Origin of the sequence: Kurthia massiliensis (assembly GCF_000285555.1) — a bacterium.
GTDB lineage: Bacteria > Bacillota > Bacilli > Bacillales_A > Planococcaceae > Kurthia > Kurthia massiliensis.
In genome coordinates, this window is sequence record NZ_HE610997.1 from 371,696 (window position 1) to 393,362 (window position 21,667).

Sequence of the window (21,667 nt, forward strand, 5' to 3'; positions counted from 1 at the left end):
TCATTCACTCCCCTCTAAAGAAAGCAAATCATTACTTGGCTGTATCATCGTAAGCTTTAATAATTTTCGCTACGAGTGGATGACGCACGATATCGCCCGCTTCTAATACTTGGAATGAAATATCTTTAATTCCTTTTAACATATGTTCTGCATGTGTTAAGCCTGAAGCGACACCGTTCGGTAAGTCGATTTGCGTTTTATCGCCGGTAATGACCATTTTTGAGCCAAATCCAAGACGTGTTAAAAACATTTTCATTTGTGCTTTCGTCGTATTTTGCGCTTCATCTAAAATGACGAATGCATCATCTAACGTACGACCACGCATATATGCAAGTGGCGCAATTTCAATCGTGCCACGTTCAATCATACGCGTCGTTTGGTCCAATCCTAATACGTCGTGTAGCGAATCGTACAATGGACGTAAGTAAGGATCGACTTTTTCTTTTAAATCGCCTGGTAAAAAGCCAAGTGACTCTCCAGCTTCTACTGCTGGACGTGTTAAAATAATACGTTTTACGTGACCATTTTTTAGTGCTTGCACCGCCATAACGACTGCTAAATACGTTTTACCAGTCCCTGCAGGTCCAATGCCGAAAACGAGGTCATGTTTTTGCATCGCACGAATATATTGACGCTGACCGATCGTTTTTGCACGAATCGCACGCCCTTTCGTTGTCGTTGCAATTGCTTCATTATACAATTCAGCAAAATATTCAATATTGCCTGCTCTTGCAAGTTCAATCGCAGATACAACATCACGTTGATCGATATTAATGTTTTTACGAATGACACGCAGTAGTTGATCAATCAAAGATGCAGCTAATTGCTTATTGTCTTCTTCACCTACGACGACAATCGTATCGCCACGTGTAATTAATTGAACGGCAAAAGCATCTTCAATCAGTTTCACATGTGCATCAGATGTACCGAGTAACATCACGGCTTCAGCTGGGTCTTTTAATGTTAATTGAATCGGTTGTTGTTCTGTCATATTGTTAATCTCCTCAATCATAAATTCCATAGCTTTAAATTAACTGTAGCATTATCACTACAGTCGTGCAAAGAAAAGAGAGTACTTTCATGAGTACCCTCTTTTGTCATTATTTACGCTTCGATTTTGGTGGTCCAAGTACTTCCGCTAACACTACTGCACGTCTTAAGTCTTCTTGCGTACGCAACAACGGATGTTGTTTTTTGACGCGTCGTTGTGCCACTGATTTTAATGGCGCGACGTCTGAAGTATCATTGCGTGTATGTTCTACTTTTTTTAAGGCACGTTCATGCGTTTTCTCAGCGCGCGTTGCGAGCGTTGTTGCCGCTTCATTTGCCTGTGTCTCTAGCGATGCCGCGCGACGTTTCGCTTGCTGTGCTACTTTTTTTGCTTGTTCTTGACGTTTCGACAACGGTTTTGTTTCGTCATCAATTTTTTCAATTTGCGTTTTCACGGTGTCCATGAAGCTACCGAAGCGCCCATTCCCTTTACTTTTTTGTTGCGGCATCTTCTCTTGTTTATCTTTTTTATCCCCTGAGAAAAAATAACTCAGTAACGCCGTGACGATGAAAATAATGAGTCCTTCCATTTATGAGACCCCCTTATTTCTCCTCTTGTGTACTATCATCTAATTTACTAAGTGATGTACGCATTGACGTATCCGCTTCAATATTTTGATAGTTCATATAATCCATAACACCGATATTTCCTTTTTTGAATGCTTCCGCTAAAGCAAGTGGTACTTCGGCTTCAGCTTCTACTACTTTCGCTTTCATTTCTTGTACGCGGGCAACCATTTCTTGTTCGCTCGCAACGGCCATTGCACGACGTTCTTCCGCTTTCGCTTGCGCAATGTTTTTGTCTGCTTCTGCTTGCTCAATTTGTAATTCGGCACCGATGTTTTTACCGATATCTACATCCGCGATATCGATAGATAAAATTTCGAAGGCTGTTCCTGAATCAAGCCCTTTTGATAAAACCGTTTGCGAAATCATATCTGGATTTTCTAACACTTCTGTATGATGTTTCGCGCTACCAATTGTTGAGACAATCCCTTCACCGACACGTGCGATAATTGTTTCTTCACCTGCACCACCGACTAAACGGTCAATGTTAGCACGAACCGTAATACGTGCTTTCGCTTTTACTTCAATCCCGTTCATCGCCACACCTGAAATAAATGGTGTTTCAATTACTTTCGGGTTAACGGACATTTGTACCGCTTCTAATACGTCACGACCTGCTAAATCGATGGCTGCACAACGTTCAAATGTTAAATCAATATTCGCACGATGCGCTGCAATTAATGCATTGACGACGCGGTCGACATTACCCCCTGCTAAATAATGACTCTCTAATTGGTTAATTGTAACGTCAATCCCCGCTTTATGCGCTTTAATTAACGGATTAACGACACGTGATGGTATAACGCGACGTAAGCGCATACCAATCAATGTAAAGATGCTTACTTTGACACCTGCTGCTAATGCTGAAATCCACAATGCAACGGGCACAAATGTAAACAATACGACTAATAGTACAAATGCAACAACAATTAAAATAATCGTTCCTATGGCCATATGAATGCCTCCTATTTATTTTTTGTGCGCACGACGATACGAGCACCTTCTACGGCAATAATCGTTACTTCCGTATTGGCAGGAATAAATCCGCCTTCTGTAACGACATCTAATCGCTCTGATCCGTACATCGCCGTGCCAGACGGTCTAAGTGGTGTCGCAGTTACGGCTGTTTCCCCGATTAACTCTAATCGGTTCACATTCGATACGTAACCGCTTTCCGTATCCGTTTTATCGGACAACACCATTTTGTTAAAAATATTGAGCTTCTTCCCAAAAAATTTCATCATCATCACCATTCCTACAACTGCGACGACGAGTGCAGTTAAAATTGAATACAACATATAAGGCTCATTTGGCGTCATCATCATTAAACTAATGACGATAAGCGCAAAACCAATTGTACCGATGATGCCACCAGGTACACTTAGTTCAATGAGTAGAAACGTCATGCCTATAAGCAAAGCGACGATGGCAAAAAAGGTTAGCGTTCCGTTATATAAAAATAAACCGTACACCGCTAACATGGAGATCACATGTAAAATGATTGGCATAAAACTTGTAGCTGAAAAAAGTGAAAATACGATACTTAAACTCGCGATACATAACAATAACGTCACAATCAGTGGGTGTGTCCAAGAAAAGTCTGTCGATACTTCATAAATACATGCGACGAGAATGAGGACACTACCGACGAACAACACGCGTTTCACGTTTATCACCCTCTCGTGATGGCACTTACTTTATATACGGATGAGCATCGAAAAAGTTTCGAATTTTTCAGATTCTTTTTGAATAACGAAGTGCTTGGACGGATAATCTAACGAGAATGACCGCACTTAAAAATAACCCGACGAAAGATGCCGTATTTAAATAGATGGCATACATACCATTAATAAATTGTGCGATTGCTAACAGTGCGACTGAAATAATGCCAAACGTGACGGCGACGGTTAATAAAATGAGTAACGATAGCCAATGCGACACGAAGCCTGCATTTTTCTCCTCTGCAAACACGTCCATTTTTACTTTCATTTCGCCGCGCTCAAAGTTTTGGAAAATCTGATCGATACGGCGAGGCATATCTTTTAGTTGTGGCAACAATAAAATCATTTCTTGTACAGCTGTCGTTTTTAATTCCGCCATCGATACTGCTTGCGCTAAATCTTCTTTATTTTCAATAGCAAAACGTTTCGCTTCATTAAAAATATCGTAATGTGGGTCGACAGAACTTAACGTACCATCAATCGTAATAAGCGCACGTAATGCCACGCTAACCATCGGATATAATTTTAATTCATGGCTTTTCATAATATCGAACAACCGTTGAACGAGCGTTTCCGTCGAAATTTTATCCATATATTGAATACTAATGAGCAATTGGCTTAAATCTTGTTCTAGCATCGCACGATTTTTTAAATTACCTTCAATTACAAGGTTTTCAAGGCCTTGCGCCATAATTTTCGTATCGTTCCGCGCAATACCGATCAATAACGTTCGTAGCCCTCGATTTTGCAACGGACCGATACGCCCTACTGCGCCGAAGTCTAAAAATGCAGGAGCGCCGTTATGTTCCATTACATAAATGTTACCTGGGTGCGGATCTGCATGAAAAACACCAGCGACGAGCAGTTGCTCTAAAAACGCCGCATAGACGCTCGATAAAACTTGCTGTGGGTCGATTTGATGTTGTCGCATTAAATGATCTGCTTGGACAATCGATACCCCTTTAATGTATTCCATCACGAGTATTTTACGATTCGATAACGCTGGATATACTTTCGGAATATGTACTTGATGCCCCGACTCTTTTAATGCGTTCGTAATTTGCTCCATATTACGACGTTCGATATCAAAATTAATTTCTTCTCGTAGACTATTCGCAAAGCCTGTTGCTAACTGTAAAAACCCTAAGTTTTCAGCCCACGTAGATTCTTCTTCAAGCCACATCGCAAAATGAAGCAATATGTCTAAATCTTTGTTCATAATCCGCGTCACATCGGAACGTAAAATTTTCACGACGACTTCTTCATTCGTATCACGCAATTGCGCACGATGCACTTGTCCGATAGAACCCGCAGCAATCGGTACGTCAGAGAAATATTTAAAATAGTCGTGTGGATCTTGTCCTATTTCACGCGTTAAAATATTGAGCACTTCCGACGTTGGCATCGGTTTCACATTTTGTTGCAACTTCGCAAATTCTTCAATATAAGCTTTCGGTAAAATATCTTTTCGCGTCGATAATACTTGCCCGAATTTAATAAATATCCCACCCGTCTCTTCTAATATATTGCGAAGGACGATAGCGATGTAACGATCGTTTTCATAAGAGCGCTTATATTGCAATGCTTTACCAATACCTTGCTTAAATGCAATACGGAATACTTGTGCCATTCGACGCTTTCGATAATAATTACTTCTTATACGCAATAGAACGTTTTCATGGCCCTGCGTAAAATCGTCCGCTTGCTTAGGATCAAACAACTCAAAAATTAAATAAAGCAACATTGAAATTAATAACATACTGCCAATCCAAATAAGCGTACTAATATTTGACACTTGTTGGATAACATCTTGTTCTTGATAATTCGTATGTCTAAAATATGAATACCAAAATACAAACGTCGTTAGTACGACACTTAGTACAGCAGAAAAAATACGTTTCGCTAAATTTAATTTTGTGCCCATGAGTCGGCCACTTAAAAAGTAAATAAACACACCGATCACCATGAGTTGCAATATCCAAATGACAACGCCCATATACGGACACCACCTTTCTTTATAAGCATACCGACATTCCTAAAAAATGTCGCTTATTACGCTTAAAAAAAGGCCATTTTATATAATGACTTTTTTGTGAATGAAACAGAAAAAAAGAGACTATTGCAATAGCCTCTTTCTATATGTTACAACTATTTTTTTCGATGATACAAATCATAGCCAACCCAACAAATAATAAGCGTTGGGACGCCGAAATAAAAGACAGATCGTTGACTCGGATCTAGCAATAGACCACATGTGAAAATGACGAGTAATACCATTGCAACGATCGGTACGAGTGGATAAAATGGCACTTTGAATGCTAAATCCGCGACATCCCCCCCATCTCGTACGAATTTACGGCGGAACATATAATGCGCCCCGACAATACCCATCCAGCCGACGACACAGCCAAAGCCGGCAATGGCGACTAGTAACACATATACCGTTGTCGGTGCAAAAATGCTTGAGAACAACGATAAACATGAAATGAGCATACAAACGATTAATGCATTCATCGGAATACCTCGTTTATTAATACGACGGAACATTTTCGGCATCATGCCTTCATTCGATAATGACCAAAGCATACGTGTAGACGCGTATAACCCTGAGTTAGCAACCGAAATGAGCGCTGTAATAATGACGAAGTTCATAATATCAGCTGCATACGGAATACCGATCATATCAAATACGGTCACGAATGGACTTTCTGATACGTTTGCATCTTGCCATGGTAATAAAGCCCCTAATACGATAACAGCGCCAATAAAGAAAAATAACGTGCGCCATACGATATTTTTAATCGCACGTGGAATGTCTTTCCCTGGATTTTCACTTTCCCCGGCAGTGATTCCAATGAGCTCTGTTCCAGCAAATGCAAAGCTGATTGATACCATTGCAATCAAAATCGGTGCAACGCCGTTCGGTAATAACCCACCATCACCGATAAAATTAGAAAGTAACGGTGCGGCGTGTTGTCCTTCAATTGGTACAATGCCAAATATAGCGGCTGCACCTAATAGGATGAAAACTAATACTAATATAATTTTTAAGCTTGCAAACCAAAATTCACTTTCAGCAAAAAACTTCACAGATAGCGCATTAAATGTAAAAATAGTCACGCCAAATAATACGCTCCAAATCCACACTGAAATGTCTGGAAACCATCGTTGCATTAAAAGCCCGACAGCTGTAAATTCTGATCCTACTGTAACGACCCAATTGAGCCAATAAATAATCCCAACAGCAAAGCCTGCTCCTGGACTAATAAACCGTGTTGCATATTCATGAAATGAACCAGTTGTTGGACTATGTACTGCGAGCTCTCCTAAACACATCATCACGAGTAACATTGTAAACCCGCCAATTAAATATGCGAGCAATGTTCCAAATGGTCCCGCCTCATGCATAATGTTTCCTGTACTTAAGAAAAAGCCTGTGCCAATAACCCCTCCGAGCGAAATCATAAACATATGTCTGCTTTTGATCGTTCGTTTTAATTGATGTTGCGCTTCCATCTCTAATCCCCCTGTTGTCATACCAATCAAATAAAGCAATAAATTATAAATTTTCGCATTTTTGTGGCAATACAACATTAACGCATATTTATGCATAATACAATATATAAATACAAATTTATGCAAAATTACGTCTTGAATAGCGAGACAATACAAAAAAGACCTAGAAGCCATGGCTTCTAGGTCCGTTCAACTGCAATTTTATTAAATCATGATAGTGCGTGTTTATGAACGTAGGGATTGTCTAGGAATGGAAATTACCACTTACGTTTACGAGCAGCTTCTGATTTCTTTTTGCGTTTTACGCTAGGTTTTTCATAAAATTCGCGTTTTCTTACCTCTTGAATAGTACCGCTTTTAGAAACAGTACGTTTGAAGCGACGAAGAGCATCTTCAAGCGATTCGTTTTTTCTAACGACAGTTTTTGTCATCTCTTTTCCCTCCCTCCGAACACACATCAACACAACATGAATAAGTTCATATCGTTGTGTACTAAATAATTATAACAGATGCTTTTATCGTGGTCAACACCTATTAAAAAATTCTAGTCAAATAATATTTTTGTGTATTAGTAGTCTGATGAAGCTTCTAAACCTTGCATGATTTTAACGCCTGAACTTGCACCGATACGAGTTGCACCGTTTGCGATCATCGCTTTTAAATCTTCTAATGAACGTACGCCGCCTGATGCTTTCACACCTAGGTCAGGACCTACTGTTTTACGCATTAATGCAACATCTTCAGGAGTTGCGCCACCTGTAGAGAAACCAGTTGATGTTTTTACATAATCAACGCCAGCTTCTACAGCTAATTCGCAAGCTTTTACTTTTTCATCATCTGTTAAAAGACAAGTTTCGATAATTACTTTTACAAGTGTACCGTTTGCAGCTGCTACAACCGCTTTCATATCGTTTAATACTAAGTCGTAATCTTTGCCTTTTAATGCACCGATATTTAATACCATATCGATTTCTCCAGCACCTTTAGCAATTGCATCTTTTGTTTCAAATGCTTTTACTTCACTTGTGCTTGCTCCTAGAGGGAAACCAATTACTGTACAAACTTTAGATACAGCACCTTCTAATTCTTTTGCAGCTGTTTCGATCCAAGTTGGATTTACACAAACTGATGCAAAACCGTATTGTTTCGCTTCTGCACATAATGCAACAATTTGTTCTTTTGTTGCTTCTGGTTTTAATAAAGTGTGGTCAATGTAAGACGCATAGTTTTCTGTCATGAGAAAGTCTCCTTTTTATATAAGTTGTACGTACATCTTCATTAGCATAGCATGATAAGACATAAATAGAAAGCAGTAAACTGACTAAATTCGACAACGAACAAAAAGACGAGGAATAGCTTCATCGCCCCTCCTCGTCTTCTATACCTTTATTTTGCTGTTTTCACACCATTTGCAATCCATTTCGCTAAGACGTCCAAATAAGCATCACTTGCGAGCTTTTGGTCATCTTTCACATTCGTTAAAAATCCGAGTTGAATTGACAATGCAGGTGCTTTTGCATAATTGAATAACGCTACATCTTCACGTTCAAATGCACCTGGATAATAAATCTTTTCATGCTTCGCCACAGCTTTCAAAATAGCTGTCGCTTGACGTTTACTTTGCTTATAGTATGCAGGTGTCGCTTTCTTTGAAGCGGTCATCACGTAAAAGCCACGTTGATAACTTTTTCCACCGTCTGCATGAAGCGAAATAACGAGATCCGCCTTGATTTCATTTGCTTTTTTCGCACGCTGCTTGTTCGAGATGTTAACATCATGTTTCGTACGTGTCAGTACAACTTTGTAACCTTTTTTTTGCAATTGCTTTTTTAATTTCTTCGCCATTGTCATCGTCAAGCGATATTCTTTTTGTGCTGTCACGACGCCTGTCGCACTTGCAAGTTGTTTTGCTCGTTTGACATCACTTTTCGGCGCCACATACTCTAGTGAAACGTCTTTCAATTGTTGATGACTCGGATCAATGACGATAATTCGTTTAGACGGTTTTTTCTTCACGTTTTTTTTCTTTTCTACCGTTTTTTTCGGTCGTTCTTTCGGTGTTTTGACTTTGGTTGGCTTCTTCTCAACGACTGTCGGCTGCTGTGCAACCTGTGATTGTGTAGCAGGCTTCTCTGCAACTTGATTTGTCGTTAAATCATTTAATGCACCCGTTAGCATAGGACGCTGTAACGACAAAATACAAAGTGGTATGAGCACGGCTACAGCAATGAGCGTGAGCGATATTTTGCGCATCATCATCACCTACCTTTTCTCCATTATAACGCCCTATAAACAAAAAGCCATATGCGTAAACGCGCATATGACTTTTTCGTTTATTATAGTTCAATCGCTTCGTCGTCCATCACACGAACAAATTGACCAGTCGAAACTGGATAACCTGCTTGTGTCACTTTCACTTTGACGATTTGACCGATCATATCTGGTGTACCTTCAAACGCAACTTTCATATAGTTCGCTGTATGACCTAATAGCATGCCTTCATTCGGTTCGCCAGCTTTGACGATTTCCTCAGGAATGACTTCTAATACTTCGTTTTCAAAACGGCTTGCGTATTGTTTTGCTAATTGGTCGTTCAGTGATAATAAGCGGTGAACACGTTCATTTTTCACGTCTTCATCTACTTGATCTTCCATACGAGCTGCTGGTGTACCTGTACGTTTTGAGAATGGGAATACGTGTAATTCCGCAAACTCATAATCGCGAATAAAGTTGTATGTTTCCATAAACTCTTCTTCTGTTTCGCCAGGGAAACCGACGATCACGTCAGACGTAATTGCAAGGTCAGGTAATACTTCTTTCAACTGCGTTAAGCGCTGTCCGAAAAATTCCATCGTATATTTACGACGCATACGTTTTAATACCGTATCAGAACCTGATTGGATTGGAATGTGTAAGTGGTTGACGATAATCTTTGAATTACGTAATACGTCTAACACTTCGTCTGTAATTTGTGACGCTTCAATTGATGAAATACGAAGGCGTTTTAGCCCTTTTACTTTTGTTTCAAGCGCACGTAGTAACATTGCTAAGTTATAATCTTTTAAATCTTGACCGTAACCACCTGTGTGAATACCTGTTAAGACGATTTCTTTATAACCTGCATCAACTAATTGTTGTGCTTGTTTCACAACTTGTTCTGGATCACGTGAACGCATTAAACCACGTGCCCAAGGGATAATACAGAATGTACAGAAGTTGTTACAGCCTTCTTGAATTTTCAATGAAGCACGTGTACGGTCTGTGAAGTATGGTACGTCAAGTTCTTCATACACGCGGTTTTTCATAATGTTACGAACCGCATTGATTGGTTGACGCTCTACTTTGTAATCTTCAATTAACCCTAATAGTTTTTGACGATCTTGTGTACCGACAACAATGTCGACACCAGGAATCGCCATAATTTCTGCAGGTGACGTTTGCGCATAACAACCTGTTACGCAAATAACGGCATCTGGATTTTTACGAACGGCGCGACGGATTACTTGACGACTTTTTTTATCACCGCTGTTTGTAACAGTACATGTGTTAATAACATAAACATCTGATTGGTGATCAAAATCTGTGCGTTCGTAACCTGCCTCTTTAAACAACTGCCAAATCGCTTCTGTTTCATAATGGTTTACTTTACAACCTAATGTGTGAAAAGCCACTTTAGACAAGGCTTCGACACCTCTTTCTATCATTCAAATTCATATGAAATCGCAGACAGCATATAGAGCGGTGCTGTTTCTGCGCGTAAAATTCTTGGTCCGAGTGACGTTGTAATAACGCCCGCTTCACGTAGCATCTCTGCCTCTTCGCGTGCGATTCCGCCTTCTGGTCCAAAAATAACTAACATCGACTTACAATCATAAACCTTTTTCAGCTTATCGACAAGTCGCGTGCGCTCTTCTACCTTCGCATCTTCTTCATCCGCTACAAATACGACATCATAATTCTCACATGATTTGACGAGTTGTGCAAAAGAAACAGACTGATGAACCGTTGGGATGTGCGTACGATGCGACTGTTCTGCCGCTTCTTTCGCAATTTTTTGAAGGCGTTCAATTTTTTTCGCACCTTTTTTCGCGTCCCATTTGACGATTGAGCGCGCTGCTTCGAACGGTTGTAGCGCGTACATGCCAAGTTCTGTCCCTTTTTGAACGATTAAGTCGAGCTTATCACCTTTCGGTAGTCCGCAAGCAATCGTTACGTGAATCGGTAGCTCAGGTGACGCAATCGTACGACCTGTTTGACGTACGATGACCTCTTCCTCTACAGATTCAATGGCACAAATATGTGCTGTTTCTTCGCATTCAACGACGATAATTTCATCACCTGCGCGCATACGCATGACGCGCGTAATATGACGTGCATCATCCCCCGTTAGTGTCACTTGTCCATCTTTGAATCGTTCATCTATAAAATAACGTTGCATCATTCTACTCCGGTTTACGTGAAACGATTGTTACCCAATCTTCCATCATCATCACTTCATCAATGATGAATCCAGCGTTTGTAAGGGATTGTTTCACGTCTTCTTTTTTCGCTTCGATAATACCTGACGTAATGAATAAGCCACCTGGTTTTACAACTGTATAAGCATCATCTGTAAACGTCATAATAATTTCCGCTAAAATGTTTGCGACAACGATGTCAGCAGGCTCTTTTACCGTATCTAAAAGATCGCCTTCTACGACATTGATATTCGCAGAAACATTGTTTAATTCAATGTTTTCAATCGCTGCTTTAACCGCAACTGGGTCTAAATCTAATGCGTGAACGTGATCTGCACCGAGCATTGCTGCACCGATTGCTAATACACCTGAACCTGTACCGACATCTGTCACGTACATACCTGGTTGCACATGTTTTTCAAGTGCTTGTAAGCTCATCACAGTCGTTGGGTGTGTCCCTGTACCGAATGCCATACCAGGGTCTAACTCAATCATTAATTCATCGCTTTCAACGCGTTCATAATCTTCCCATGTTGGAACGATTGTGAATCGGTTTGAAATTTTGACTGGGTGATAATATTGTTTCCAAGCTGTTGACCAGTCTTGTTCGTCAATTTCTGACACCGATACTTTATTAGCACCTAAGTTGATGTCAAAATTCACAAGGTTATTGATTGCAAGTTTAATTTCTTCCACCGTTTCTGCTAAAAAGCTTGATACAGGTAAATACGCTTTAACGATTACCCCATATTGTGGAAAATCTTCGCGATCTAGCGCGTAAATTTCCCCATATTGTTGACCACGTTGTTTCTCAAAATCTTGTGAGTCCTCAATAACGACGCCACTAGCGCCGGCCTCATGTAAAATATTCGAAATTGCGTCTACCGCTTCTTCCGATGTGTGAATGGATAGTTCTGACCATTTCACTTGCAATCAACTCCTAAATTAGTCTTTTAAATCATTAATTTTACGTTTAATTTTATCAAATAGTGAACTGCTTTGCTCTTCTGGAATGTCACCAGAGATTTCTGCGAACTCACGTAATAATTCTTTTTGTTTTGCATTTAATTTTTTCGGTGTTACGACTTTTACGATGACATGTTGATCCCCTTGGCCATAACCTTGAACGTTTTTCACGCCTTTGCCGCGTAAACGGAAGCGATCGCCTGATTGTGTACCTGCAGGAATTTTCATTTTTACGTTACCGTGTACAGTTGGTACTTCGATTTCATCACCAAGTGCCGCTTGTGCAAATGTGATTGGTAATTCGTAGTAAATATCGTCGCCGTCACGTTCGAATTTTTCACTTTGACGAACGCGGACTGTTACGTATAAATCGCCGTAAGGGCCGCCGTTAAGACCTGCCTCACCTTTACCGCTTACACGGATTGTTTGACCGTGGTCGATACCAGCTGGGATTGATACTTTAATTTTCGTACGTTTTTTCGTTTTACCTGCACCGTGGCAAGTTTCACATTTTTCTTTAATAATAGAGCCAGTACCTTGACATGATGGACAAGTACGACGGTTCGCCATTTGACCAAATGGTGTGTTCACCGTTTCTGTCACTTGACCAGTACCACGACATGTTGAACATGTATCTTTTGATGTACCTGGTTTTGCGCCAGCACCGTTACATGTTGAACATGTTTCATCGCGTACTAATTCGATTTCTTTTTCTACGCCGAATACCGCATCTTCGAATGATAAAATAATCGAATGTTCGATATCTGCACCTTTACGTGGTGCGTTCGGGTCGCGACGACGACTACCGCCGCCTCCGCCGAAGAATGAGCTAAAGATATCTTCGAAGCCGTCAAAACCGCCGCCTCCGCCGAATCCACCGAAGCCGCCACCGCCGAATCCTTGTTGCGCACCAGCATGACCGAATTGGTCGTATTGCGCACGTTTTTGTTCATCGCTTAACACTTCATATGCTTCTGCAATTTCTTTGAATTTTACGTCTGCGCCTGGTTCTTTGTTGATATCAGGGTGATATTGTTTTGATAACTTACGATAAGCTTTTTTAATTTCTGCTTGTGACGCTGATTTTTCAACGCCTAGCACTTCATAATAATCACGTTTTTCCATTTATGTTGTTCAACTCCGCTCTATTCGCATAACTAGTATTGTAACATGTTTCTTGTACTTTCGATATATTGAAAAGAGCCAAAGCCCGGAAACGGTCTTTGGCTCTTTTAATGCGTGGACTTTTTGAAAAGCTATTCAATTGTCCTCACCTAAGTTGCCGATCGGCTACTTATATTATTTTTTGTCGTCGTCAACTTCAGTGAAGTCAGCATCTACAACGCCGTCATCTTTTTTAGATGCAGCATCATTGCCTGCTTCACCTTGTGCTGCTTGTTGTGCAGCTGCTGCTTGTTCGTAAACTTTCATTACTAGCGGTTGTAATAAACCTTCTAGTTTTTCTTTCGCAGCTTTGATGCCTTCAATTTCGCCTGCTTCTACAGCTTTTGCAAGTTCATCTTTCGCTTCTAATACTGGTTTTTTCTCATCTTCTGTCACTTGTTCGCCAAGGTCAGTTAATGTTTTGTCAGTTTGGAAGACTAATTGATCTGCTTCGTTGCGTAGGTCAGCTTCTTCTTTACGTTTTTTATCCGCTTCAGCGTTTGCTTCTGCTTCTTGTACCATACGTTCGATATCTTCTTCAGATAAACCTGAGTCAGATTGGATTGTAATGTTTTGTTGTTTTTGTGTACCAAGGTCTTTAGCAGTTACACTTACGATACCGTTTTTATCGATGTCGAATGTTACTTCGATTTGTGGAATACCGCGTGGTGCAGCTGGGATATCAGACAGTTGGAAACGACCTAAAGTTTTGTTATCAGCAGCCATTGAACGTTCACCTTGTAATACGTGAATGTCTACAGCAGGTTGGTTATCTGCAGCTGTTGAGAACACTTGAGATTTAGATGTTGGGATTGTTGTGTTACGTTCGATTAATTTCGTGAACACGCCACCCATCGTTTCGATACCTAGAGAAAGTGGAGTTACGTCAAGTAATACGACGTCTTTTACGTCACCTGTAAGTACGCCACCTTGTACTGCAGCACCTAATGCTACAACTTCATCAGGGTTTACACCTTTGTGAGGTTCTTTACCAGTTGCTTTTGCAACAGCTTCTTGTACTGCAGGAATACGAGTAGAACCACCAACAAGGATTACTTGGTCGATTTCTGAAGCAGAAAGACCAGCATCTTTAAGCGCTTGACGAGTAGGTACCATTGTACGTTCTACTAAATCAGCAGTGATTTCGTTGAATTTCGCACGAGATAGAGATACTTCTAAGTGAAGTGGACCTTCAGCACCAGCAGTGATGAATGGTAGAGAAACTTGTGCAGATGTTACACCTGAAAGTTCTTTTTTCGCTTTTTCAGCAGCATCTTTTAAACGTTGTAAAGCCATTTTATCTTGTGAAAGATCGATGCCGTTTTCTTTTTTGAATTCTGCTACTAAGTAGTCGATGATTGCTTGGTCAAAGTCGTCACCACCAAGTTTGTTGTCACCAGCAGTTGCTAGTACTTCGAATACGCCATCGCCTAATTCAAGAATAGATACGTCGAAAGTACCGCCACCAAGGTCAAATACTAAAACTTTTTGATCTACGTCTTGTTTTTCTAAACCGTAAGCAAGTGCTGCAGCTGTTGGTTCGTTAATGATACGTTCAACTTCAAGACCTGCGATTTTACCAGCGTCTTTTGTTGCTTGACGTTGTGCATCGTTGAAGTAAGCAGGAACTGTAATAACAGCTTTCGTCACTTTTTCACCTAAGTAGTCTTCAGCATATTCTTTTAAATGTGTAAGAATCATTGCAGATACTTCTTGTGGTGTATATTCTTTATCTTCTACTTTTACTTTATAGTCAGTACCCATGTGACGTTTAATAGAGATAATTGTGTTAGGGTTTGTGATTGATTGGCGTTTTGCTACTTCACCAACTTGGCGTTCGCCATTTTTGAATGCAACAACTGAAGGTGTTGTACGTGCGCCTTCTTTGTTCGCGATTACGACTGGTTCGCCGCCTTCTAATACTGCTACGCAAGAGTTAGTTGTACCTAAGTCAATACCGATAATTTTAGACATATTAAAATTTCCTCCTAATATTTAAGCAAGCGTCTTAGTAAGACGTTCGTTCATGTATATTTATATGATACGTTTTACATAAGTAAAAAGTTTCAATTACCCGTTTACTTTTACCATTGCTGGGCGTAAAACGCGATCTTTTAATTGATAGCCGCGTTGAAGCTCTTGAAGTACGATGCCAGATTCTTTCTCTGCATCTGATTCTTGCATGACTGCTTGGTGGACGTTTGGATCAAATGCTTCACCTTCTGTTGCAATCACTTTTAAGCCTTCTTTTTCAGTTGCCTCTACTAACGTGCGATATACCATTTCAATCCCTTTTTTCATGTTTTGCGCTTCTTCTGAAGTTGCTTCTACATTTAAGGCACGCTCGAAATTATCAAGCACTGGTAGTAAATCTGTTAGTAAAGATTGTGCACGATACTTTGCTTGCGCTTCACGATCAAGTTGTGTGCGACGCTTTAAGTTATCGAAATCTGCACGAAGGCGTAAGTAACGCTCTTCTTCTTCAGCAAGTTTTGCTTCTAATTCAGCAACAGGGTCTTCTTCTACTTCTTCCACTTCTGTTGCATCTGTTTCTGTTGATGCTTCCGCTTCAACTGTAGCTTCAACTGTCGCTTCTGTTTCTACTTCTTCAACAGTTTCCTCTGTTACTTTTTCTTGTTGTTCTTTATTTTCAGTCACTGGTCATCCTCCTTCAAGATGTCGGCTTAGCGATTGTTTTTTAGCAGTCGGCTTAAGTCACCGCTCATAAAGTCGAGCAACGTGACGACCCGCTGATAATCCATACGTTTTGGACCAATAATTGCGATTGAACCGTGTTGGTGATTACCAACATCAAATGATGCAGTAATAATACTGCAATCTTCCATCGCCAATAAATTGTTTTCCGAACCAATGCGTACTTGTACGCCCTCATTTGTTGTTGCTTGGAACAAAGATTGCACTTGCGCTGTTTTTTCCATTAAATCGAGTAACACGCGTACTTTATTAATATCGTGAAACTCTGGTTGGTTTAACATATTCGTCTTACCACCGTAGTAAATGCGCCCTTCATCCTGTGTCGAAATTTTATTGAAAAGCGTGCCAATAAAATCACTATAAGCGCCGACATGATCTCGTACGAGTTGTACGATTTCACGTTCCATATGAACCGGTACTTCTTCCAAAGCTTTACCGACTAAGCGATCGTTTAAAATATTGACAATCATTTCAATGCGTCTCATATCAAAGCCATCCGGCAATGTGAATACACGATTTTCGACATGACCGCTATCGGTAACGATAATCGCTACAGCTTGATTGCCTGATAGCGGTACAATTTGAAATCTTTTCACTTTGTGCATGTGCACGTCTGGACCTAATATAACGGACGTATAAGTCGTTAATTCGGATAAAATATTAGCGGATTCACGAATCATCTGCTCGGTCTCCATTAGCTGGTCTGTATAGGCCGAGCGAATGGTCGCAATTTCTTGGTTCGTAATTACTTGAGGCGTTAGCAAATGATCGACGTAAAACCTATATCCTTTTTCCGATGGCACACGCCCAGAAGACGTATGAGTTTTTTCTAAAAACCCTAACTCTTCCAAATCGGCCATTTCATTTCGAATGGTCGCGGAGCTAAAAGAAACATCTTCTTTTTTAGCAATTTGGCGAGATCCAACCGGCTGTCCAGAAGAGATAAAATCATCAACAATTACTTGTAATACTTGTAGTTGTCGATTTGTTAACATGATCATCACCTCTTTTTTAGCACTCGTTCTTAGTGAGTGCTAACACTATAATTAATATAACGCAAGGTGACTTTTTATGTCAACGTATAAGCCTATGAATCTAATAAAAATTGTTGAAAAACTTCATTTCCGACGAAACGCCCGTCATACGTAAGCTTCAATACGTTTTCTGTATTGACAATTAGCCCCTCTTTTTCAAGTTTTTCAATATGACCTGCAAATAACTGTTCCATTGGCATACCAAATTTTTCAATGAAGTGCTGTTTAGACACGCCCGCAATTTTACGCAGTCCTAAAAACATTTCTTCTTCGATTTGTTCTTCTTTTGTCACAGTATGTGTATTTAATAATGGAAGATTTCCTTCTGTCACTGCGTCGATATATTTTCTCAGTGGCCCGATATTTTGATAGCGAACGCCATCTAAATAACCGCTTGCGCCTGCACCGAACCCGGCATACTCATCATTTTCCCAATAAATACAATTGTGAATAGATTCACAGCCAGGACGCGCAAAGTTGCTAATTTCATATTGTGTTAAACCGTGCGCTTCCATTTGCTTCATAAGCATGTCATACATTTTTGCTTCTAAGTCTTCCCCTGGCAATGCCAATTTACCTTTATTCATTAAGTTATAAAAAATCGTTTTCGGTTCAACGATTAATGAATACGCTGAAAAATGTGGTAAATCTAGCGAAAAAGCAATGTCTAATGTTTCTTGCCATTGTTCAATCGTCTGTCCCGGTAAGCCATACATTAAATCGATACTAATATTTTTAAAACCGAGCTGTTTTGCATCATTCAACGTTTCGAATACGTGTGCATTCGAATGGGTACGCCCTAATTTTTTTAAAATCTGTTGATCAAATGATTGCACACCAAGACTCAAACGATTCACCCCGTATTTTTGCAACACAATTAACTTTTCATGCGTTAATTCGTCCGGGTTCGCTTCTGATGAAAATTCTTTGACGTGCGTCATTGGAATGTACGTATGAATCAAGATCATTAACCGTTCTAATTGTTGCGGTGATAACGCTGTTGGTGTACCCCCACCTAAAAAGATCGTTTCAATATGTTCAAAGTGCGCTGGATTTTTTTCAACGGTCATGCGCATTTCTTGACCAAGTGCCTCTATATATTCATCAACTGGCTGATTTTTAAAGTAGACTTTATTAAAATCGCAGTAATTACAAATTTGATGACAAAAAGGAATGTGGATGTAAACACCTCTAGCCATATAATTCCCTACTTTCTAGTCGTTAAAGTTCTGTTTAAGTGTACCGTATTTAGCCTAAAAACTATACTGTGAGCATGTTATGTTTTAGAGGATTTGAACTACCCCCACTTAGCCGTTCCTTGAGGGAGGGGTATTCTACGAAGAAATGATAAAAAGACTGCGCGCAAAGTCGCAGTCTTCGTATTATCTCTCAACGTAGTTGTTAAAATATTAAACAGCCTTCGTCGACCATATATCCCGTGGTTTATCGATTAATTGTTTTTTGATAGATTTTAACTCTGTTAATTTTTTTTGCATGTGAGAGACGTTTTTTTCGAATCGATTCAATCGCATTTCAATTGTTGCTATTAAACTGTCTAATTGCGCTTCCTCTTTATTCATGCAAATCACCTCTCTAGGTTTCCACTATGTGTGTAGTATAAACAACATCATAGCAGAACAATTTTATTTTGTATACAACTAATTACTCATTCAAATGTATGTTTTCAATCATGAGTATATAGAATAATCTCTATTTTTTTATTTGTAAAGACAGCTCCCGAATGGCCTATTGTGCTATTCGCACTTCAAATATGGATAATTAAATACTTCTTAAAACCTATATAATTACAGGTTAGAAACGCATTTTATGTCTACATGCTATGTTGCTCATGATTATTCATGACTTTTCATTAGTATTTATACCCTTCACTTAAAAAACAAAAACAATTTTTTATTGATTTTCAAGCAAATATTTTTTCCTATTATATATACGTCTCTCCCTATTCGTTCCCTATTACACTTATTCATAATCATTTTTGTGCGCACACAAGCAATCTCGTGCACTATTCAATGATGATTCATACCTTTTCGCATAGAAAAACGTACAACACATCATAAACGTACTGAAAAAGAGACCGCCTCAGCGATCTCTTTTTCAGTACGTTGTTATTTTTTCGGTTGATCGTCGTCCATTTTAAGAACAGCCATAAATGCTTCCTGTGGTACTTCGACAGAACCTACTTGTTTCATACGTTTTTTACCTTCTTTTTGTTTTTCAAGAAGTTTTCGTTTACGAGAAATATCCCCACCGTAACATTTCGCTAATACGTTTTTACGCATTGCTTTAATTGTTGAACGAGCAACGATTTTATTACCAACTGCTGCTTGAATTGGTACTTCGAATTGTTGACGTGGAATTAATTCTTTTAATTTTTCAACGATGACTTTACCACGTTCGTATGCAAAGTCGCGGTGAACGATAAAGCTTAATGCATCGACTTGTTCACCATTTAATAAAATGTCCATTTTTACAAGTTTTGATGCTTGGTAACCGATCATTTCATAGTCAAATGATGCGTAACCTTTTGTTGAAGATTTTAATTGGTCAAAGAAATCATAAACAATTTCTGATAGTGGCATTTCGTAGAAAATATTGACACGTGTCGTATCGATATAATCCATCGTTAAGAAGTTACCACGTTTACGTTGGCAAATTTCCATAACAGCACCAACGTAATCGTTCGGCACCATAATGTTTGCTTTAACGTATGGTTCTTCGATTTGTTGAATTTTCTGTGGATCTGGCATTTCAGATGGGTTCGCTACTTGTACTTCTTCGCCATCTGTCATTTTCACATGATAAATTACAGACGGTGCTGTCGTAATTAAATCAATGTTAAATTCACGTTCGATACGTTCTTGGATAATTTCCATGTGTAATAAGCCTAAGAAACCACAACGGAAACCGAAACCTAACGCTTGAGACGTTTCTGGTTCATATTGTAATGAAGAGTCATTCAACTCTAATTTTTCTAATGCTTCACGAAGATCGTTATATTTCGCTGTGTCAATTGGGTAAAGACCGCAATATACCATCGGATTTAACTTACGATAACCTGGTAGTGGCGCTTCTGCTGGTTTTGCAACATCTGTTACGGTATCACCGACACGTGTATCACCAACATTTTTAATAGAAGCTGTTAAATAACCTACATCACCGACTGTTAAGAAGTCGCGTTTTGTCATTTTCGGTGTGTGCACACCTACTTCAAGTACTTCAAATTCTGCACCTGTTGCCATCATGCGAATTTTATCACCTGGTTTTACAGTACCTTGTGCAATACGAATTGAAATAATAACCCCGCGGTATGCATCGTATACTGAGTCAAAAATAAGTGCTTGTAATGGTGCTTCAGGATCACCTTCTGGAGCTGGTACTTTTTCAACGATTTGTTCTAAAATATCTTCAATACCAATACCAGCTTTTGCTGAAGCAAGTACAGCTTCTGAAGCGTCTAAACCGATAACATCTTCTACTTCTTGACGTACGCGTTCAGGATCTGCTGAAGGTAAGTCAATTTTGTTGATGACTGGTAAGATTTCAAGGTCGTTATCAAGTGCTAAATATACGTTCGCTAATGTTTGGGCCTCAATACCTTGCGCAGCATCCACAACTAAAATAGCTCCTTCACATGCGGCTAAACTACGAGATACTTCATATGTGAAATCGACGTGTCCTGGCGTGTCGATTAAATGCATGATGTATGTTTCACCATTTTTAGCTTTGTAATTTAATTGTACGGCATTTAATTTGATCGTAATCCCACGCTCACGCTCTAAATCCATTGAGTCTAAAAGCTGGTCTTTCATCTCACGAGACGTTAACGCCTCAGTTTTCTCTAAAATACGATCGGCAAGTGTCGATTTACCATGGTCGATATGCGCGATGATAGAGAAGTTACGAATATGTGATTGTCTATCTAATAATTCTTGTCGATTCATCTATTTCACTCCTATTTAAACTACTAGAATTATAGCAGTCGCAGTAGTACATTGGCAATGTTCCGATGATTTCTGCTAGAAATGTTGTAAAAAAGGCACTTTTTTTCTGTCAAGTAAATATTCTTTGCATTTCTCACTTGATTTTCTAGAAGTGGCTTTGTTATAATAATGCTTGTTGTATTAGATACAGACACAAGTTGAGAATTTACTCATCTCGATTTATATTAGGAGGTGAATTTCATGCCAAACATCAAATCTGCTATCAAACGTGTTAAAGTTGCAGAAAAAGCTAACGCTGCAAACGTACAAGCTAAATCAGCTATGCGTACTGCAATCAAAAAAGCTGAAACTGCTTTAATCGCTAAAGATGAAAACGCTGCTGAATTATTATCAGCTGCAGTTAAAGTTGTAGACAAAGCTGCTTCAAAAGGCTTAATCCACAAAAACGCTGCTGCTCGTACAAAAGCTCGTTTAATGAAAAAAGCATAATTCTATATTGATATAGAAAGAAAAAA

At 39.5% G+C, this 21,667-nt stretch carries 20 protein-coding genes; 1 reads left to right on the plus strand and 19 read right to left on the minus strand.

Annotated features, from left to right (window positions below; all coding sequences use genetic code 11):
• Positions 1-31: 31 nt before the first annotated feature.
• The 19 genes from KMHG_RS06200 to lepA form a co-directional block, all read right to left on the minus strand.
• Entirely contained in the window at positions 32-991 is a 960-nt protein-coding gene (locus KMHG_RS06200) for a PhoH family protein (RefSeq protein WP_010287975.1), read from the minus strand.
• 109 nt (positions 992-1,100) lie between these two features.
• A complete protein-coding gene (locus KMHG_RS06205; RefSeq protein WP_010287977.1) occupies positions 1,101-1,580 on the minus strand; it encodes a hypothetical protein in 480 nt (159 codons plus the stop codon).
• Positions 1,581-1,593: 13 nt separating this feature from the next.
• Entirely contained in the window at positions 1,594-2,571 is a 978-nt protein-coding gene (floA, locus tag KMHG_RS06210; protein WP_010287978.1) for a flotillin-like protein FloA, read from the minus strand.
• Between the two features lie 11 nt (positions 2,572-2,582).
• A complete protein-coding gene (locus KMHG_RS06215) occupies positions 2,583-3,284 on the minus strand; it encodes an NfeD family protein (RefSeq protein WP_010287984.1) in 702 nt (233 codons plus the stop codon).
• Positions 3,285-3,351: 67 nt separating this feature from the next.
• Complete coding sequence (locus KMHG_RS06220; RefSeq protein WP_010287985.1) at positions 3,352-5,334, minus strand: ABC1 kinase family protein; 1,983 nt, start codon at positions 5,332-5,334, stop codon at positions 3,352-3,354.
• A gap of 152 nt (positions 5,335-5,486) precedes the next feature.
• Positions 5,487-6,854, minus strand: coding sequence for an amino acid permease (locus KMHG_RS06225; protein ID WP_010287986.1), 1,368 nt, complete (start codon positions 6,852-6,854; stop codon positions 5,487-5,489).
• Positions 6,855-7,111: 257 nt separating this feature from the next.
• Positions 7,112-7,285: a 30S ribosomal protein S21 gene (gene rpsU / locus KMHG_RS06230; RefSeq protein ID WP_010287987.1), complete on the minus strand. Its 174-nt coding sequence runs from the start codon at positions 7,283-7,285 to the stop codon at positions 7,112-7,114.
• Between the two features lie 137 nt (positions 7,286-7,422).
• Positions 7,423-8,091, minus strand: a complete 669-nt coding sequence (deoC, locus tag KMHG_RS06235; protein WP_010287988.1) for a deoxyribose-phosphate aldolase — start codon at positions 8,089-8,091, stop codon at positions 7,423-7,425.
• 149 nt (positions 8,092-8,240) lie between these two features.
• Positions 8,241-9,113 (minus strand): N-acetylmuramoyl-L-alanine amidase, encoded by an 873-nt coding sequence (locus KMHG_RS17435; protein WP_010287990.1) that lies wholly within the window; start codon positions 9,111-9,113, stop codon positions 8,241-8,243.
• A gap of 77 nt (positions 9,114-9,190) precedes the next feature.
• Positions 9,191-10,534 carry a tRNA (N(6)-L-threonylcarbamoyladenosine(37)-C(2))-methylthiotransferase MtaB gene (gene mtaB, locus KMHG_RS06245; RefSeq protein WP_010287991.1) on the minus strand — a complete coding sequence of 448 codons (1,344 nt, stop codon included), beginning with the start codon at positions 10,532-10,534 and terminating at the stop codon, positions 9,191-9,193.
• Between the two features lie 20 nt (positions 10,535-10,554).
• The gene (locus KMHG_RS06250; protein ID WP_010287992.1) at positions 10,555-11,292 is read right to left on the minus strand and encodes a 16S rRNA (uracil(1498)-N(3))-methyltransferase; all 738 of its coding nucleotides are present in this window, start codon (positions 11,290-11,292) and stop codon (positions 10,555-10,557) included.
• Positions 11,293-11,296: 4 nt separating this feature from the next.
• A complete protein-coding gene (prmA, locus tag KMHG_RS06255) occupies positions 11,297-12,238 on the minus strand; it encodes a 50S ribosomal protein L11 methyltransferase (RefSeq protein ID WP_010287993.1) in 942 nt (313 codons plus the stop codon).
• Positions 12,239-12,256: 18 nt separating this feature from the next.
• Positions 12,257-13,402 carry a molecular chaperone DnaJ gene (dnaJ, locus tag KMHG_RS06260; RefSeq protein ID WP_010287994.1) on the minus strand — a complete coding sequence of 382 codons (1,146 nt, stop codon included), beginning with the start codon at positions 13,400-13,402 and terminating at the stop codon, positions 12,257-12,259.
• Between the two features lie 174 nt (positions 13,403-13,576).
• Positions 13,577-15,415 carry a molecular chaperone DnaK gene (gene dnaK / locus KMHG_RS06265; protein ID WP_010287995.1) on the minus strand — a complete coding sequence of 613 codons (1,839 nt, stop codon included), beginning with the start codon at positions 15,413-15,415 and terminating at the stop codon, positions 13,577-13,579.
• 96 nt (positions 15,416-15,511) lie between these two features.
• Positions 15,512-16,099, minus strand: coding sequence for a nucleotide exchange factor GrpE (grpE, locus tag KMHG_RS06270; protein ID WP_010287998.1), 588 nt, complete (start codon positions 16,097-16,099; stop codon positions 15,512-15,514).
• 26 nt (positions 16,100-16,125) lie between these two features.
• Positions 16,126-17,151 (minus strand): heat-inducible transcriptional repressor HrcA, encoded by a 1,026-nt coding sequence (hrcA, locus tag KMHG_RS06275; RefSeq protein WP_010288000.1) that lies wholly within the window; start codon positions 17,149-17,151, stop codon positions 16,126-16,128.
• 92 nt (positions 17,152-17,243) lie between these two features.
• Positions 17,244-18,389, minus strand: coding sequence for a radical SAM family heme chaperone HemW (gene hemW, locus KMHG_RS06280; RefSeq protein ID WP_010288001.1), 1,146 nt, complete (start codon positions 18,387-18,389; stop codon positions 17,244-17,246).
• A 210-nt stretch (positions 18,390-18,599) separates the two neighbouring features.
• Entirely contained in the window at positions 18,600-18,770 is a 171-nt protein-coding gene (locus KMHG_RS19035; protein ID WP_154647361.1) for a hypothetical protein, read from the minus strand.
• 546 nt (positions 18,771-19,316) lie between these two features.
• The gene (gene lepA / locus KMHG_RS06290; RefSeq protein ID WP_010288002.1) at positions 19,317-21,152 is read right to left on the minus strand and encodes a translation elongation factor 4; all 1,836 of its coding nucleotides are present in this window, start codon (positions 21,150-21,152) and stop codon (positions 19,317-19,319) included.
• A gap of 240 nt (positions 21,153-21,392) precedes the next feature.
• Here lepA and rpsT point away from each other — a divergent pair, with 240 nt between their 5' ends.
• Positions 21,393-21,641, plus strand: coding sequence for a 30S ribosomal protein S20 (rpsT, locus tag KMHG_RS06295; RefSeq protein ID WP_010288003.1), 249 nt, complete (start codon positions 21,393-21,395; stop codon positions 21,639-21,641).
• Positions 21,642-21,667: the final 26 nt, after the last annotated feature.